Annotated in this window: 14 protein-coding genes and 1 pseudogene; 6 read left to right on the plus strand and 9 right to left on the minus strand. The window is 73.4% G+C overall.

Features of this window, described 5'->3' with window-relative positions; all coding sequences use genetic code 11:
• Positions 1–452, minus strand: a pseudogene (gene manB / locus ACFWP3_RS16745) (phosphomannomutase/phosphoglucomutase); the annotation flags it as partial.
• A gap of 78 nt (positions 453–530) precedes the next feature.
• Positions 531–905 (minus strand): DUF3499 domain-containing protein, encoded by a 375-nt coding sequence (locus ACFWP3_RS16750; protein WP_384221232.1) that lies wholly within the window; start codon positions 903–905, stop codon positions 531–533.
• Between the two features lie 90 nt (positions 906–995).
• On the opposite strand from ACFWP3_RS16750, the gene ACFWP3_RS16755 reads away from it, so the two are divergent.
• Positions 996–1475 (plus strand): metallopeptidase family protein, encoded by a 480-nt coding sequence (locus tag ACFWP3_RS16755; protein WP_079154186.1) that lies wholly within the window; start codon positions 996–998, stop codon positions 1473–1475.
• 62 nt (positions 1476–1537) lie between these two features.
• On the opposite strand, the gene ACFWP3_RS16760 is transcribed toward ACFWP3_RS16755, so the two are convergent.
• The 3 genes from ACFWP3_RS16760 to ACFWP3_RS16770 all read right to left on the minus strand — a co-directional run bounded on the left by ACFWP3_RS16760 (position 1538) and on the right by ACFWP3_RS16770 (position 7188).
• Positions 1538–3025, minus strand: coding sequence for a DUF5719 family protein (locus ACFWP3_RS16760; protein ID WP_384221235.1), 1488 nt, complete (start codon positions 3023–3025; stop codon positions 1538–1540).
• A complete protein-coding gene (locus tag ACFWP3_RS16765; protein WP_384221238.1) occupies positions 3022–6633 on the minus strand; it encodes a glycosyltransferase family 2 protein in 3612 nt (1203 codons plus the stop codon). The genes ACFWP3_RS16760 and ACFWP3_RS16765 overlap by 4 nt, the downstream gene beginning before the upstream one ends.
• Before the next feature lie 291 nt (positions 6634–6924).
• Entirely contained in the window at positions 6925–7188 is a 264-nt protein-coding gene (locus ACFWP3_RS16770; RefSeq protein WP_003983763.1) for a WhiB family transcriptional regulator, read from the minus strand.
• Between the two features lie 642 nt (positions 7189–7830).
• Here ACFWP3_RS16770 and ACFWP3_RS16775 point away from each other — a divergent pair.
• Genes ACFWP3_RS16775 through ACFWP3_RS16785 form a run of 3 tightly spaced genes read left to right on the plus strand, consistent with a single transcriptional unit; the run spans position 7831 to position 10696 of the window.
• On the plus strand, positions 7831–8364 hold the full coding sequence (locus ACFWP3_RS16775) for a cysteine dioxygenase (protein WP_384221428.1): 534 nt from the start codon (positions 7831–7833) through the stop codon (positions 8362–8364).
• Positions 8365–8420: 56 nt separating this feature from the next.
• Complete coding sequence (gene cofD, locus ACFWP3_RS16780) at positions 8421–9380, plus strand: 2-phospho-L-lactate transferase (RefSeq protein WP_384221241.1); 960 nt, start codon at positions 8421–8423, stop codon at positions 9378–9380.
• Entirely contained in the window at positions 9377–10696 is a 1320-nt protein-coding gene (locus ACFWP3_RS16785) for a coenzyme F420-0:L-glutamate ligase (protein ID WP_384221244.1), read from the plus strand. The genes cofD and ACFWP3_RS16785 overlap by 4 nt, the downstream gene beginning before the upstream one ends.
• A gap of 40 nt (positions 10697–10736) precedes the next feature.
• On the opposite strand, the gene ACFWP3_RS16790 is transcribed toward ACFWP3_RS16785, so the two are convergent.
• The 4 genes from ACFWP3_RS16790 to ACFWP3_RS16805 all read right to left on the minus strand — a co-directional run bounded on the left by ACFWP3_RS16790 (position 10737) and on the right by ACFWP3_RS16805 (position 12691).
• Positions 10737–11738: a DNA-3-methyladenine glycosylase family protein gene (locus ACFWP3_RS16790; RefSeq protein ID WP_384221246.1), complete on the minus strand. Its 1002-nt coding sequence runs from the start codon at positions 11736–11738 to the stop codon at positions 10737–10739.
• A gap of 227 nt (positions 11739–11965) precedes the next feature.
• Positions 11966–12169 (minus strand): hypothetical protein, encoded by a 204-nt coding sequence (locus ACFWP3_RS16795; RefSeq protein ID WP_384221248.1) that lies wholly within the window; start codon positions 12167–12169, stop codon positions 11966–11968.
• Positions 12162–12413 (minus strand): hypothetical protein, encoded by a 252-nt coding sequence (locus ACFWP3_RS16800; protein ID WP_384221251.1) that lies wholly within the window; start codon positions 12411–12413, stop codon positions 12162–12164. The genes ACFWP3_RS16795 and ACFWP3_RS16800 overlap by 8 nt, the downstream gene beginning before the upstream one ends.
• Entirely contained in the window at positions 12410–12691 is a 282-nt protein-coding gene (locus ACFWP3_RS16805; protein WP_384221253.1) for a hypothetical protein, read from the minus strand. Before ACFWP3_RS16805 ends, ACFWP3_RS16800 begins: the two co-directional genes overlap by 4 nt.
• A gap of 205 nt (positions 12692–12896) precedes the next feature.
• Between ACFWP3_RS16805 and ACFWP3_RS16810 the strand changes: the two genes are divergently transcribed.
• Together ACFWP3_RS16810 and ACFWP3_RS16815 are read left to right on the plus strand one after the other, a co-directional pair.
• The gene (locus ACFWP3_RS16810) at positions 12897–13643 is read left to right on the plus strand and encodes an XRE family transcriptional regulator (protein WP_384221255.1); all 747 of its coding nucleotides are present in this window, start codon (positions 12897–12899) and stop codon (positions 13641–13643) included.
• A complete protein-coding gene (locus tag ACFWP3_RS16815) occupies positions 13640–14110 on the plus strand; it encodes an NUDIX domain-containing protein (RefSeq protein ID WP_384221257.1) in 471 nt (156 codons plus the stop codon). Before ACFWP3_RS16810 ends, ACFWP3_RS16815 begins: the two co-directional genes overlap by 4 nt.
• Positions 14111–14121 lie beyond the last annotated feature (11 nt).

The following is a 14121-nucleotide window of genomic DNA, read 5'->3' on the forward strand; positions in this document are numbered from 1 at the left end:
ACCGTTCCGGGCACCGTGCCCGCCGCGATCGCCGGAGCGCCCTCATCCGACCACTTCTCCACCAGACCACGGATCTGCGACAGACCCGTGTCCTGGCCCACCGGCGCGGCACCCGCCCGGCACAGCTTGATCCCGTTGTAACGGGCCGGATTGTGCGAGGCCGTGAACATCGCACCCGGCAGACCCAGCGAACCCGACGCGTAATACAGCTGATCCGTCGAACACAGCCCGATCAGCGTCACATCCACACCACGCGCCGCCGCACCCCGCGCGAACGCCGCCGACAAACCAGGCGACGACGGCCTCATGTCATGACCGACCACGATCGCCGACGCACCCGTCACCTCCACGAACGCGGCACCGAACAGCTCCGCCAACGACTCGTCCCACTCGTCCGGCACGACACCACGCACGTCATACGCCTTGACGATGTTCGAAAGATCTGCGGCCACTGCCTGCCCTCCTGAAGGTTCTGTGCGGTCCGGCCAACCTACCTTGAACCGGTACCCGCTCTTCAGATGGTCGGAGCGTCAGGAATCGGGCGATCTCAGAACGCGCAGGTGTCCGCGACGGGTCTCGCCGGTGGCCGGGCCGCGGGCCGCGGATCCTCCGGCTTCCGCCGCGCGCTCGGGCGGGCGGGCCGCTTCGCGGACGGCGTTGGCGAGGGCTTCGAGGTCGTCGCCGCTGGGGCGCGACGGACCGGAGCCGTCGGACAGGCGGACGACGTCCCAGCCGCGCGGGGCGGTCAGGCGCTCGGAGTGCTCGGCGCACAGGTCGTAGCAGTGGGGCTCGGCGTAGGTGGCGAGCGGGCCGAGAACTGCGGTCGAATCGGCGTAGACGTACGTCAGCGTCGCGACGGCAGGGCGGCCGCACGCGGTGCGCGAACAACGACGTACAAGGCTCACGACGTTGGACGGTACCGCACTCTTGACCGGGCCGCGACGACTCTCCCGCCGCTCACTCCCCCGTGTCGTGCCGAGGGCTACCCTGCGGGGGTGACCGACAGCCCGCTGCCTCCCCGTCCTGCCCAGCCCCCGGTCGGGGCCCCCGCCGAGCCCCGTCCGCGCCGCCGGGACCGGCACGGGCGCGGGATGCGCGGGCCGGTGGCGCCGCCGCAGGTGCCGCTGTCGGCGAGCAGGTCGGAGCTGTTCGGGGACCTCGTACGGGACTCCGTGGAGCGGCTGGAGCGGCGCTGGCCGCAGCTGGCCGAGGTGGAGTTCCTGGTCGGTGACGTACCGGGACCGCCGGGCGGACCGGACGCCGGCTGGAACGACGAGGCGGTGCCGCTGGGCGGGGTCTCGGAGCCGCGCGAGGGCCGGCCGGCCCGGATCGTGGTCTTCCGGCGGCCGGTGGAGATCCGTACGAAGACGCGCGACGAGAAGGCGCTGCTGGTGCACGAGATCGTGGTGGAGCAGGTGGCGGAGCTGCTGGGGCTGTCGCCGGAGACCGTGGATCCGCGCTACGGGCAGGACTGAGCGGGGCGAAGGGCGTACGGCGCCGGCGGGGAGCTCCGCGCCGGCGCCACCCCTCGGACGCGCTACCTCGTCAGGACCGAGAGGTCCTCGACGGCCCTGGGGACCGCGACCGTGGAGTGGTCGTCGGACAGGCTCTGGACGGTGAACATCGCGGTGCCCTCGTGCGGCAGGTTCAGGGTGCGGGCCGCGTGGACCGGGCCGCCGGAGAGGGTCTCGACGGTGAGGGCGTAGGAGCCCTTGCCGCCTGCCGGAGCGACGGCCACCACCTGCGTGGTGCCCGCCTTGACGGTCACCTCCTGGGAGGCCGCCTCCCCGCCGCCGGTGCCCGGCGAGGCCGTCACCTTGACCTTGGCGTCCTTGTCCCCCGGGACCGTCAGCGACAGTACGGTCGCGTTCTCCTCGGGCCGGTTGTCGGCCACGGTCGCGCGCGTGCCGACCGGCCCGGCGGCCTGGACGAAGCCCAGTTCCTGCTTGGCCCCGCTGCCGCGCACCACCCGTACCGCCGCGACGACCGGCGCGGCCTTCTTGGGGTCGGCCGGGGTGAGCAGCAGGGAGCCGGGCTCGCCGCGGGTCACGTCCTTGAGGTCGACGCTCGCGGTCATACCGGCCTTGACGTGCAGCTGTTCGTTGCCCGCCGGGGAGATGGGCCCGTTCGGGGCGGCGAGCCGGATCTTCAGGTCCGCGTCCTCGTCGCCGGGTACGAAGGCCACCAGCCGTACGGAGACCGCGTCGGCCGGGATGCCGGGCAGGACCAGGGAGCCCGCCGGGTCCGCGGCGGCCGGCAGCCAGTCGGAGCCGACCCCCTCCTCGGCGACCTGGACCGAGGCGCCGACCCGGCCCGCCCGGGTCGTCACGTGGGCGGTGGCGTCCGCGAGCTGGGTGCCGGGGACCAGGGAGGAGAGCAGGACCGACTTGCTGGACTTGGGGTCGATCCGGATGTTCTCGCTGGTGCCCGCGTCGGGCTTGGCCGCGCCGTCCGGGCCGAAGAGCTTGATGTCGACGACGGCGGCCGCGTCGTCGGGGTTGGTGAGGTGGAGGTAGTCCTCGCGGCCCTTGGCGGTGCTCACGGCGGGGAACCAGAAGTCGGTGCCCGGCGCGGTGCAGGAGGCGCCGAGGACGCCCCGGGCCCGGCCGACGGAGACCTTGGTGGTCAGCTGGGCGGACCAGCCGGGGGCGAGGATCCCCTCGGCGCTGCCCGTGAGGGCCGGGGCGTCGGCGCCGGAGGCGGTGGCCCCGAAGGGCTTGCCGACCTCCTTGGGCTCCAGGACCGGCTTGGCGTCCTTGGTGGCGCCGAGCAGCCGGGCCGCGCCCTTGCCCTCGGCGGGCGCGGCCGCGCCGGGGGTGAAGGCGGTGTACGTGGTGTCCGCGATGTCCGAGGAGCTGGGCGCCGGGCAGACCAGGAGGGACCGTTCGACGGGCATCCGGGCGGCGGCCGGGGCCTTGCCTTCGGACGCCGTGCCGCCGGCGGGGGCGGTGAGGGCGGCGACGCCGGTGAGGGCGGCCAGCGCCGCGGCCACGGCCGCCAGCGTGAGGGGTGCGCGCTGCTTCACTGCTGGGGGCTCCCGTCCGGACGCGGGTCGTACTGGGCTTGGCTGTCGTGGCCGGTGTGGCCGGTGTGGGGGTCGTACGGCGGGTACGGCTCGTACGGGTAGGGGTACTGCTCCTGCGCCTGCTGCTGCGGGTACGGGTACTGCTCGTACTCCCCGGGCTGCGCGTAGGGCTGCTGCGGGGGCTGCTGCGGCTGCGGTTCGTAGGCGTAGCCGCTCTGGTCCGGGTAGGCCTGGTAGGCGTATGTCTCCTCCCCGTACACCGGCTGCGCCGGGATGGCCGCGTACGGGTCGGCGGCGACCGCGGCCTCCACCGGGGCGGCGGCGGGGGCCTGCTCGGCCTCCGCGCGCAGGCGGCGGGCGCGGCGGCCCTCGCCGGCCTCGCCCGGGCCGGGCTGGGCCGGGACGGCGGCCTCGTCCTCGGGGAGGTCGTCGTCGAGCTGCTCGCGGCGGCCGGGCAGGGCCATCACGAGCAGTACCAGGGCGAGGAGCCCTTGGGCCCACAGCCAGCCGGTCCGCAGGAGGGAGTCCTCGTGGACGAGGTCGAGGCGGCCGCCGGCGGCGGGCAGTTCGAAGCCCTGCGCCCAGCCGTCGAGGGTCTTCGGCTTGAGGGGCTTGCCGTCGAGGGTGGCCTGCCAGGCGGAGTCGGCGCGGTCGGCGATGCGCAGGACGCGGCCGGCCTCTCCGTCCGGGATCTTGCCGTGGGCCTCGACGGGGCCGGCGGCGACGGGGATCGGGGCCTCGCCCTGCTTGCCGGAGACGATGACGGCGCGCGGCAGCCAGGGTTCGACGCCCCACAGCGCGGTGCCGTCCTGCTGGTGGCGGCGGCTGAGGCCGGGGGTGGCGTCGAGGACGCGGCGGATCTCCTCGGGGCCGCCGGGGCGGAACATGACGAAGCGGATGGCGTAGGCGCTGAGCTGGCTGGACTGGTCCGCTCCGGAGCCGGCGACCAGGTTGGAGACCACCTTGTCGAGGCGGGGGTCGCTGCCGGTGCGGGCGGCGACCTCGGCGTCGCCGAGGCGGCCGCCGGAGCCGCGGACGAGGCTGTAGGAGACGGTGGCCGGCGCGTCCAGGTCGAGGATCAGGGTGCGGGTCTGGTTGTCGTCCCCGCCGGCGTCGGCGACGAAGGCGGGCACCTGCACGGGGTCGCGGCGCTGGAGGGGGCCGTCGGCGCCGGCCACGAGCCAGGCGGCCGCGGCGATCAGCGGTCCGGCGGCCGCGGCGAGGGCGATCAGCGCGGCGAGCGGCTGGCGCCAGCCGAAGCTGCGGGCGGCGACCCGCTCCTTGGCTCCGTCGGCGCCGAGCGCGGCGGCCGCCAGCAGGGCGAGGCCGTAGACGAGGGTGGCCGGTCCGGCCCACCCGCCGCGGTTGAGGAGGACGGCGAGGAGCAGCGCGGCGAGGGCGGCGGCCCAGGCGGTGCGGACGGCGAACTGCCGGTCGGTGCGCAGCAGGGCGGCGAGCGCGGCCAGGACGATGCCGAGGAGCAGCAGCCCGCCGGCGGCGCCGGGGCCGCCGGGGCTGATGCCGAGCAGGTCGAGGGCGGAGGCGGAGCCGGTCGCGTCGGGCAGTCCGGCCTCGCGCAGGAAGCGGCCGGGGTGCGTGAGCAGGCCCACGGACCAGGGTGCGAGGACGAGGAGCGGGACGGCGAGGGTGGCGAGGTACCGCGGTCCGTACGTCTTCCACTGGCTGCGGTGCACGAGGAGCGCGCCGGCCCCGAGGGCGGCGGCGAGCGGCCAGACGACCGGGGTGAAGGCGGTGGCCAGGGTCAGCAGCAGGGTGTAGGTCCACACGGCGCGCCAGCTGCCGCGCTCGCTGTCGGCGAGGCCGAAGGCGGCGACGGCGGAGCGGGCGATGAGGGGCAGCAGGACGGCGAGGACGGCGGTGCCGAGGCGGCCCCCGGCGAGGGCTCCGGTGACGGCGGGCAGGAAGGCGTAGGCGATCGCGGCCCAGGCGCGCAGCAGCCGGGATTCGACGAGCGGCCGGGAGGCGAAGTACGCGGTGAGTCCGGCGAGCGGGACGGAGCCGACGAGCAGCAGGGTCAGGGCGGCGTGGGTGGAGCCGAGGAGGAGGGTGGCGAAGGCGCCGAGGACGGCGAGGTAGGGCGGTGCGTCGGCGGTGGAGCCGGTGGAGACGGCCTGCCAGCCGTCGGTGTAGGCGCGCCAGAGGGCGGGGCCGCCGTCGGGGGCTGGGAGCAGGGCTCCGCCCATCAGGGTGCCGCCGCCGATCAGGGAGCGGCAGGCGGCGAGGGAGACGAGCAGGAGGAGGCCGAAGAGGACGGGGGCGGGGTTGCGGGCGATCCGCTTGAGGCGCGCGAACCGCTCCTCGGCCACCGGGTAGTCGCCCTCCTCGCCGGGCGCGGTGAGGATGCTGCCGCCGCCGTGCCGGCCGGCGGGGGCGGGGTCGGTGGCGCGGACGTCGCCGAAGTATCCGGCGAGCTGTTCGGCGTTGGCCCGCAGGGAGGCGCCGGGCGGCGGGAAGAGCGGGCGCAGGTCGGCGGCGGGGACGGCGGGGCGGCGGCGGGTCTTGCGGGCGGCGAGGATCCGGCCGGGGCGGAGCAGGGTGGCCAGCAGGCCGGTGAACTCGTCGACGGCCTGGCCGGGGGCCTTGCCGACGAGGTAGGCGAGGGTGCGCAGCACGGTGCCGAGCAGGACGCGCAGCAGGACGTAGGGCAGGGCGCGGCCGGAGCTGTTGGCGAGGATCGTGTAGACGGCGCCGGCCTTGTCGACGCGGTGCGGGCTGGCGGTCGTACGGCCTGCGCAGTCGACGGTGCGGCGCTCGCGGGCGGAGGCCTCGGCGTGGCGCAGGACGGCGTCGGGGGCGACGAGGACGGTGTGGCCGGCGCTCTGGGCGCGCCAGCAGAGGTCGACGTCGTCGCGCATGAGGGGCAGCCGCTTGTCGAAGCCGCCGAGGTCTTCGTAGACGTCGCGGCGGATCAGCATGCCGGCGGTGGAGACGGAGAGGACGGGGCGGATCTGGTCGTGCTGGCCCTGGTCCTGTTCGCGGCGGTCGAGTCCGGTCCAGCGGCGGCCGCTGCGGGCGATGGTGACGCCGGCTTCGAGGAGCTGCTTCTTGTCGTACCAGCCGCGCAGTTTGGGGCCGATGACGGCGGCGTCGGGGTTCTCGTCGGCGACGCGGAGCAGTTCGGCGAGGGCGTCGGGTTCGGGCGCGCTGTCGTCGTGGAGGAGCCAGAGCCACTGGACGGGTTCGCCGTGGGGGAGCTCGGGGAGGTCGTACGTGTCGTCGCGCCAGGTGCGGCTGACGGGATCCCAGCCGCTGGGGCGCTTGAGGTACGGGAGGTCCTCGGGGGTCAGGGTGCCGGCGGTGCGGGCGGCTTCGTCGACGGCGGTGCCGAATCCGGTGCGGCGGGCAAGGTGCAGGACGCGGTCGTCGCCGAAGGCCTCGGTGAGGAGCCGCGCGGACTCGTCGGCGCTGCCGGTGTCGGCGGCCATGTGGTTCTGCGCGGGGCGTTCCTGGCCGAGGAGGCCGGCGAGGGTCCGGGGCAGCCAGCGGGCGCCGTCGTGGGCGACGAGGACCGCGGTGACGACGTGCCGTGGGAACTCGGGTGTGGCGGGGGCCTGGTGGGAGGCCGCCGACTGGCTGTGCAGGGACATCGCGCTACTGGCCCTCCGGCCTGGGGGTCCCCCGGGACCGGGTCACGGGGGTGGGTCCGGGGGTGGTGTGCCCTCGGAGGCTGCTGGACAGCGCCCCACCCTAACGGCTGGCAAAGCAGCGGTCCGCCTCCTGCGGGGAAGGTGCAGGAGGCGGACCGTTTGCCGTGCTCTTCGCGATGCTCTTTGCCGTGCTGCCTGTGGTGCTGTTTGCCGTGATTTGCCCTGTCGGCCGTGCAGTTCGATATGTCGTGCGATGTGCGGTGGGTATCCGGTGGGAAGGCCCGGGGCGTATCAGACCGCGGCCTTTTTCAGCCGACGGCGTTCACGCTCGGAGAGACCGCCCCAGATGCCGAATCGCTCGTCGTTGGCGAGGGCGTACTCGAGGCATTCGGAGCGGACTTCGCAGGCGAGGCAGACCTTCTTGGCCTCGCGGGTGGAGCCGCCCTTCTCGGGAAAGAAGGATTCGGGGTCGGTCTGGGCGCACAGAGCGCGCTCCTGCCATCCGAGCTCCTCGTCCGCCTCCTCGACCAGCAGTTCCTGAAACAGCTCGGTCATGTGCGCCCCTCGCTCTGTCTGTGCGTCCCCGTGGTGATGCCGTTACTGATCGCTACGTAACGACACGAGTGAAATTACAAGTGCGTGGCTCCGGAGCAGTCAAGCCGAGATCTGCTATTGGGCCCCTTATTCACTCTGCGGAACCAAGCCTATGCAGAAAGTGTTCATATCGCCAAAAATCGTGACACATGCCACGGGCGCCCCGCGGCCCACGCCCTTACCCCGATTCACGCGTCACTCGGTGGCGGGGTTGCGATTCGGCCAAAGAAGCGGCGGAGATCACAGTCCGGTCACGAGATGGCGTCCGAGGTTTGGGTGCGGCACAGCGGCACATCCCCCGGCGCGGAGTGCACAAACCTTTCTCCGCGCACGGTAACCGGATGAGGTGAAACTTTTCCCTCAAACCGGACATTGGGTTGACAGTCCGACCTCTGACCCGTTCTCCTTGTTCCCATGTCAGCGCCCGCAGCCACCACCCGGACCCCCATTCGTGGGTTCCTGTGCGCTGCCCAGGTTCGCTGTTGCTGTTGCAGCTGTTGATGCCTCCGGAGCTTCGGCTCCGTCGAGCTCCGGCCGCGCCCCACAGCAACCGCCCGCACCACTGACATCCGTCGAGGACCTCCCACGATGAACAGCACCCCGATCACCGTCGAAAGCGACCTCCAGATCGCCGGCGACATCCTCGCCGTCCAGCACCTCCTGCAGCCCGCCCGCGAACACCCGGCCACCGTCGCCGAGTTCGTCGGGCTCGCCCGCTCCATCGCCGAGGACCGCGCCTCCTGGGAGCACCTCGTCCAGTACGACGCCACCACCCGCTGGTACCACCGGCTGCGCACCGTCCCCCAAGCTCTCGACTCCGCTCGAGCAGGGGGCGCCCCCATGGGCTACGAGGTCTGGCTGCTCAGCTGGGTCCCCGGCCAGGGCAGCGGCCCGCACGACCACGGCCCCTCCTCCGGCGTCCTGACCGTCCTCGAGGGCGAGCTCACCGAACGCAGCGCGCGCGGGCACCTCACCCTCGGCGCCGGCTCCCAGCGGGTCTTCTCCTCCGGCTACGCGCACGAGGTCGTCAACGACACCCTCGAAGGCGCGGTCAGCCTGCACGTCTACTTCCCCGGCCTGACCCGGATGCCGATGCACAGCTGCTCGCCGGCCACGGCGGAGTCCGTACCCGCGTGACCCGGCCGCCCGGCCACCACCCCTCCACGACAGCCTGCGGCTGACAGACTGTCCGCATGCGCATTGTTGTTCTGGCCGGCGGTATAGGCGGCGCCCGGTTCCTCCGCGGACTCAAGTCGGCAGTGCCCGACGCGGACATCACGGTCATCGGCAACACCGGTGACGACATTCACCTGTTCGGGCTCAAGGTGTGCCCCGATCTGGACACGGTGATGTACACCCTCGGCGGTGGCATCAACGAGGACCAGGGCTGGGGCCGCACCGACGAGTCCTTCACCGTCAAGGAGGAGCTCGCCGCCTACGGGGTCGGACCGGCCTGGTTCGGCCTCGGCGACCGCGACTTCGCCACCCACATCGTCCGTACCCAGATGCTCGCCGCGGGCTACCCGCTGAGCGCCGTCACCGAGGCCCTGTGCGACCGCTGGCGGCCCGGGGTGCGGCTGCTGCCCATGTCCGACGACCGGGTCGAGACCCACGTCGCGATCACCGAGGCGGACACCGGTGAGCGCCGGGTCATCCACTTCCAGGAGTACTGGGTCCGGCTGCGCGCCGCCGTGGACGCCGAGGCGATCGTCCCCGTCGGGGCCGAGCAGGCCAAGCCGGCGCCCGGCGTGCTGGAGGCCCTCGCCGCCGCCGACGTGATCGTCTTCCCGCCGTCCAACCCGGTGGTGTCGGTCGGGACCATCCTCGCCGTGCCCGGCATCCGCGACGCCGTCGCCGCCGCCCAGGCGCCCGTCGTCGGACTCTCCCCCATCGTCGGGGGCGCGCCCGTGCGCGGGATGGCCGACAAGGTGCTGGCCGCGGTGGGCGTCGAGTCCACGGCCGCCGCCGTCGCCCTGCACTACGGCACCGAGCTGCTCGACGGCTGGCTGGTGGACACCGCCGACGCGGACGCCGTCGCCGAGGTCGAGGCCGCCGGGATCACCTGCCGCGCCGTGCCGCTGATGATGACGGACCTGGCCGCCACCGCCGAGATGGCCCGGGCCGCGCTGGAACTGGCCGAGGCCTCCCGGTGACCGGCCCGGACGCTCCGGGCGCGCCCGGTCCCTCGTACGAGGTACGGGCCGTCGACGGGATCCCCGAGGTCAGGCCGGGTGACGACCTGGCGAAGCTGATCACGGTGGCCGCGCCCGACCTGCGCGACGGGGACGTCCTGCTGGTCACCTCGAAGATCGTCTCCAAGGCCGAGGGCCGCGTCGTCGAGGCCGGCTCGCGCGAGGCCGCCATAGACGCGGAGACCGTACGGGTCGTCGCGCGCCGCGGTCCCCTGCGGATCGTCGAGAACCGGCAGGGGCTGGTGATGGCGGCCGCCGGCGTGGACGCCTCCAACACCGCGCCCGGCACGGTCCTGCTGCTGCCCGAGGACCCCGACGCCTCGGCCGCCGCCATCCGTGAGGGCGTGCGCGACATCCTCTCCGTGGACGTGGGCGTGGTCGTCACGGACACCTTCGGGCGGCCGTGGCGCACCGGGCTCACCGACGTGGCCATCGGCTCGGCCGGCGTACGGGTCCTGGACGACCTGCGCGGGGGCACGGACACGCACGGCAATCCGCTGAGCGCGACCGTCGTGGCGACCGCGGACGAGCTGGCGGCGGCCGGCGACCTGGTCAAGGGCAAGGCGGCCGGGCTGCCGGTGGCCGTCGTACGCGGTCTGGCGCACGTGCTCGGCGAGGGCACGACGGCGCGGGACCTGGTGCGCACCCCGGCCGACGACATGTTCCGGCTGGGCACCTCCGAGGCGGTACGGGAGGCCGTGACGCAGCGCCGTACGGTACGGGCCTTCACGGCCGAGCCGGTGGACCCGGGCGCGGTGCGGCGGGCCGTGGCCGCGGCCGTCACGGCCCCGGCTCCGCACCACACGACGCCGTGGCGGTTCGTACTGTTGGAATCGGCGGCCGCCCGGCTGGAGCTGCTGGACGCGATGCGGGACGCGTGGATCGCGGACCTGCGGGCCGACGGCAAGCCGGAGGAGTCCATCGCGAAGCGGGTGCGGCGGGGCGACCTGCTGCGGGCCGCCCCGTACCTGGTGGTGCCCTGCCTGGTGACGGACGGCGCGCACGACTACGGGGACGCGCGGCGGGACGCCGCCGAGCGGGAGATGTTCGTCGTCGCGATGGGCGCGGGCGTGCAGAACTTCCTGGTCGCGCTGGCCGGGGAGCGGCTGGGCTCGGCGTGGGTGTCCTCGACGATGTTCTGCCGGGACGTGGTGCGCGAGGTGCTGGGGCTGCCCGGCGACTGGGATCCGATGGGCGCGGTGGCGGTGGGTCACCCGGCCGAGGCGCCCCGGGAGCGGCCCGCGCGGTCCGCGGAGGCCTTCATCCGGGTCCGGTAGCCGGGCGGGGCCGGTAGCCGGCCGGGGCCGCCGCGGGCGGTCAGAGCCGGCCGATGTCGCTGCGCGGCATGCGCGGTGCGCGGCGGGGCGGGGTGTGGCCCGCGAGGAGGATCAGGCGGGCGGCGCGGTGGCGCTGCCCGGCGTACGGGGCCAGCAGCTCCAGCATGACCGCGTCGTCGGCGTCCCGGTCCCCGGCGAGGGCGAAGCCGATGATGCCGGGCAGGTGCAGGTCGCCGGTGGTCACGGCGTCGGGGTCGCCGTTGCTGCGCTGGAGGGTCTCGGCGGAGGTCCATGGGCCGATGCCGGGGACGGCCTCCAGCCGGGCGGCGGCCGCCGCGGGCTCCATGGCGGCGGCCTCTTCGATGCGGGGTGCGACGCGGGCGGCCCGGACGATGGTGCCGGAGCGTTTGGCGTCGACCCCGGCCTTGTGCCAGTCCCAGGACGGGATCAGGGCCCAGGTGCGGGCGGCGGGCATCACGTACAGGCCGAGGCCGTGCGGGCCCGGCGCGGGCTCGCCGTACTGGCGGACGAGGCGGCGCCAGGAGCGGTACGCCTCGTCGCTGGTGACCTTCTGCTCCAGGATGACCGGGATCAGGGACTCCAGGACCAGCCCGGTGCGGGTGAGGCGCAGGCCGGGGCGGCGGCGGTGGCTGGCGTGCACGAGGCGGTGGCGGGGGACGAAGGCAGCGGGGTCGTCGCCGGAGCCGAGGAGTGCGGGCAGCTGCTCGAGGAACCAGTCGGCGCCGGGGCCCCAGGCCTCGGCGGAGATCTCGGCGCCGGTCCGGGAGACCCGGAGCGTGGCGGGGCCCTGCGGGGTCTGGCTGGCGCGCCAGACCGAGCCGTCGGGGGTGGTGCGGAAGGTGGGGTCGGCGGGGCCGCGTCTGAGCGGGCCGAGGGTGATGCCGAGGTCGACGGGGCCGTCGGGGGCCCAGCGGCGGGCCTTGGCGGTGGGCCCTGGCGGGCGGGGCGGGCCCGTGTCGGGGACGGGGGTGTGGCCGCCGCGCACGGTGGTGCGGTTGAGTGGTTCGAAGCGGCCGGCCATGGTTCGAGCGTAGTCCTGCCGGGGGCTCGGCCGGTCAAAGATCCGGGGCTCCGCCCCGTACCCCGCGCCTCAAACGCCGGCGGGGCTGGGTTTGCCTGGGGTCACCGCACAAGTGCGGGTCAAAGATTCGGGGCTCCGCCCCGGACCCCGCTCCTCAAACGCCGGAGGGGCTGGATGTGCCCCGGCGGGGCTGGATGTGCCCGGCGGGGTTGGGCGGGTAGTCGGGGCTACACGAAGTAGCGGAATTCGGTCTTCAACTGGCGTCGGCTCTTGACCACCCGTAGCGCCTCCGGGTTGGCGGCGGGTCTGGTCGAGCAGGTGCCTCCGTACAGAGGGCGCAGGATGATCGTGCCGCCACGCCGGTCGGTGTAGATCCAATGGCCGCCACCCGGGCCGTCCTCGACCAGGTCTCCGATCTGCGCCCTACTCACCGGGACCTCCGCCTACGGGGCTGATGTTGTCCATGGCCGTGGACCACTCGAAGCCCCCGCCGGCCGGACGGATGTGGGCGATGCGGATCGCTCTGTTGCCGTGCCACTCCTCGGATACCTCCATCAGCTCCCCGGACTGGCCCGAGGCGATGTCACGTACCTGGGCGCCGGTCAGCGGATGGTCGACCGTGCGGCGTCCACGTCCGGGGCCGTGCCCCGGAACTCGGACCGGACCGACGGTCACCGGGTCCACTCCTGGATCCGAACGGCGCTGATCTCCATCTGGTGTGCGGGGCGCAGGTGCTCGGGGGTCGCGATCCACTCGCGGCCGCCGCCGAGCGGGCGTACGTACCCGTAGCCCGGGAAGGCGTCGGAGGCGGTGCCGTACCTGACGAGGATGCCTGCGGCCAGGTGCTCAGGCGCTTCCATGGCGCGGACCGTCGCGCCCGGCTCGGGCCAGAGGTGGCGAGGTAGCGCGACGGCGCGGGGGAACGGGTGCTCGTGATCCTGTAGCTGCGACATGATCGTCACCGCCCTGGGTGTCGTGTCGGTAGGTGGGCGCAGGCAGTTCTCAGGGCCTGCCTGTTCATGTGGCAGGTACCGACTGGTGCGCCATCAGAGTGCGCCCTCGGCTCGGGACGTGGTGACCACGCTGCTGGACGGCTCGGGACGTCCTCTGTAGCGTTCGGGAGGGCGAACACGTCCCTGGACGTCCCTGGGGGTTTGAATGTCGAACGAACGGCTGCGGTCGGTGATGATGACGCTCGGCGTCACCGTCGACACCGTGGCAGGACATGTCGCAGTCGACCCGAAGACCGTCGAACGCTGGATCACACAAGGCCGCGCGCCGTACCGAAGGCACCGCCTCGCCGTCGCGGCGCTCCTGCGCGCGGACGAGGCGTATCTGTGGCCGGACGGCCTCCCTGACGGGCAGCGCAAGGAGGCGGCTGACGCGGAAGTGCTGAAGATCTACCCCCACCGCTCCTATGTGCCGCCGGAACTCTGGCTACAGCTCTTCGACCGGGCTGAGCACGAGATCGGCGTACTGGTACACGCCGGCGTGTTCTTGGCGGAGAACCCCCGGTGGATACAACTGCTCAAGCGGAAAGCAGCTTCAGGTGTCCGGGCACGCATCCTGCTCGGCGACCCCGACAGCCCGGAGGTCCTGCGGCGCGGCGAGGAGGAGGAGATCGGCGAGGGAGTCGCCTACAAGGTGCGGGAGGTACTGAAGCTCTACCGCCCGCTCCGTTCGGTTCCCGGTATCGAATTCCGCCTGCACCGGTCGACCCTGCACAACTCGCTCTTCCGGTCGGACGACGAGTGGCTGGTCAATACGCAGGTCTACGGCGTGAGCGCCCCGATGGCGCCTGTCCTGCACCTCAGGCGGGTGGCCGGCGCGGAGCTCGTCTCGACATATCAGCAGAGCTTCGAGAAGGTCTGGAGCGGATCCGTTCCCATCGAAGGGCAGGCATGAGTCGTACCGACTACTTCGACGACCCCTCCGCACCGAGGGCGAACAGCATCGTTCCTGCGGCGACAGCCTTCGTCGTCGACGATGACGGCCGGGTCCTCCTGGAGCGGAGATCCGACAACGGACGCTGGGGAATGCCGGGCGGCGTCCAGGAGATCGGCGAGGACATCACGGGGACAGTCGTCCGGGAGGTCCTGGAGGAGACCGGCATCCAGGTCGAGGTGGTCGGGCTGGTGGGCGTCTTCACGGACCCCGGACATGTCATCGCGTTCTCGGACGGCGAGGTGCGGCAGGAGTTCTCGCTCTGCTTCCGCGCCCGGCCTCTCACCGGCGAAATCAGAGTCAGTGAGGAATCGCTTGAGGTGCGCTGGGTGCCACGGTCTGAGGTAGCAGACCTCGACATATCGCCGACGACTCGGTTGCGGCTGGAGGAAGGCTTCCGCAGCTCTGCGACCCCCAGGATCAGTTGAGCCTCGGCCGC

The organism is Streptomyces sp. NPDC058525, from assembly GCF_042719495.1.
Taxonomy (GTDB): domain Bacteria; phylum Actinomycetota; class Actinomycetes; order Streptomycetales; family Streptomycetaceae; genus Streptomyces.